Here is a 1,890-nt window from a genome sequence, read left to right on the forward strand (position 1 = left end):
GGCCACGGGCGGCGCTGACGGGCGTCGTGGCGCTGTTCGCGGTGCTGGTGCCGCCGCTCGCGGGGGACTTCTCCGGGCGGCCGATGCAGCTCGTCGCCGCCTACGCGGGCGGGCTGCTCGTCGTCGCGGTGGTGGGGGCGGTGACCGCCGGGACCCGCGCGCGGGCCCGCGCCGCGGCCGGATCATGCTGACCGTGTGGTGAAGGCACTCGCGCTGCGGATCGCAGCGGTCGTCGTCGGCGGGGTGCTGCTGCACCTGGCGTTCCCGCCGCGCACCGTGTGGTGGACCGCGATCGTGGCGTTCGCGCTGCTCTGGTGGGCCCTGTCCGGGGTCCGGGTGCGCCGCGCCGCGCTGCTCGGTGCGGTGTTCGGGTTCGCCTTCTACCTGACGCACCTGATGTGGATCCAGGACTTCCTCGGCCGCGACTACGGCCCGTTCCCGTGGGTGGGGCTGTCGCTGGTGATGGCGGGGTTCCCGGCGCTCGGCGGTGCGCTCGTCGCCCTCGCCGCCCGGCTGCCCGCCGCGCCGGTGTGGGGTGCGCTCGCCTTCGCCGCGCAGGAGTGGCTGCAGAGCCGGTTCCCGCTCAACGGCTTCCCCTGGGGCCGGGTCGCGTTCGGGCAGGTCGAGGGGCCGTTCCTACCGCTCGCCGCGATCGGTGGGGCCCCGCTGGTGTCGGTCGCGGTGGTCGCGGCCGGGTTCTGCGTGGCGGCGTTCCTGCAGCGTCCCCGCCGGGTCGTCGGCCTCGTCCCGGTCGTGGCGGTCGTGCTCGTGCTGCTCGCGGTGCCGACCCCGCCCGTCGACGCGCAGGACGGCACCCGCACCGTCGCGGTCGTGCAGGGCAACGCCCCCGACATCGGGCTCGGCCTGTTCGACGCCGGTCGGACCCTGCGCGCGAACAGCCTCGCCGAGACCTCCGTGCTGATCGACCGCGTCCGGTCCGGCGCGGTCCCGCGGCCCGACCTCGTCGTGTGGCCGGAGAGCTCGCTGTCGACCGACGGCGTCGACCCGGCGGTCGACCGGGTCGTCGACGCGCTCGGCGTGCCGTTCCTGGTCGGCACCAACTACAGGGCGGGCGCGACCGACACCGAGAACGCGGTGGCCGTCTGGAACCCGGGGACCGGGGTGGGGGAGCGCTACGCCAAGCAGGAGCTCGTGCCGTTCGGCGAGCGCATCCCGCTGCGGGCGGTCACGCAGTACCTGACCCCGTTCGTCGCGCTGGCCGACTTCACCCCCGGTACGGCGCCCGCGGTGCTGCCCGTCGCGGGCACCCGGATGGCGACGGCGATCTGCTACGAGACCGCCTACGACCACGTGCTGCGCGACGGCGTCGCCGACGGCGGTTCGCTGCTGGTCATCCCGACGAACAACGCCTGGTACGGGCGGGGCGAGATGACCTGGCAGCACCTCGCGATGTCGCGGCTGCGGGCCGTCGAGCACGGGCGGGCTGCGGTCGTCGCGGCGCTGTCCGGGGCGAGTGCGGTGATCCGGCCCGACGGCTCCGTCGTCGCCGAGACCGGGCTGTACACCGCGGACACCCTGGTCGAACAGGTGCCGCTGCGCACCGACCTGACGTTCGCGACCCGCTGGGGGGCGTGGTTCGAGCACGGTCTGGCGCTCGCCGGGCTGCTCGCGGCGGCCGCCGGATTCGGGTGGCGACGCCGGCGGGCGGGCGTCCGGTGACCGTGGCGGCGGGCCCGGCACGGCTGTGGGTGGGGCCCTGCTGGGCCGTCCACCTGGGGCCGATGCTCGGACTCGACGCACACCGGGGTGCGGTGGCGTGCCTCGCGGTCGGTGTCGACGACGACCTGACCGTGCGCGTCGACGGCGCGCCGGACCGCACGGCGCGGACCCTGCTGGTCCCGGCCGGACTGCGCCACCGCATCACCGGCG

At 76.0% G+C, this 1,890-nt stretch carries 2 protein-coding genes; both read left to right on the forward strand.

The window, feature by feature from the left end:
- On the forward strand, positions 1-191 hold a 191-nt coding region (locus tag GTW08_RS18540), incomplete at its 5' end, for a hypothetical protein (protein WP_161152283.1).
- Between the two features lie 4 nt (positions 192-195).
- Positions 196-1,680, forward strand: a complete 1,485-nt coding sequence (gene lnt, locus GTW08_RS18545) for an apolipoprotein N-acyltransferase (protein WP_073575786.1) — start codon at positions 196-198, stop codon at positions 1,678-1,680.
- The last annotated feature ends 210 nt before the right edge of the window (positions 1,681-1,890 follow it).

Origin of the sequence: Pseudonocardia sp. SID8383 (genome assembly GCF_009864975.1) — a bacterium.
Classification (GTDB): domain Bacteria; phylum Actinomycetota; class Actinomycetes; order Mycobacteriales; family Pseudonocardiaceae; genus Pseudonocardia; species Pseudonocardia alni.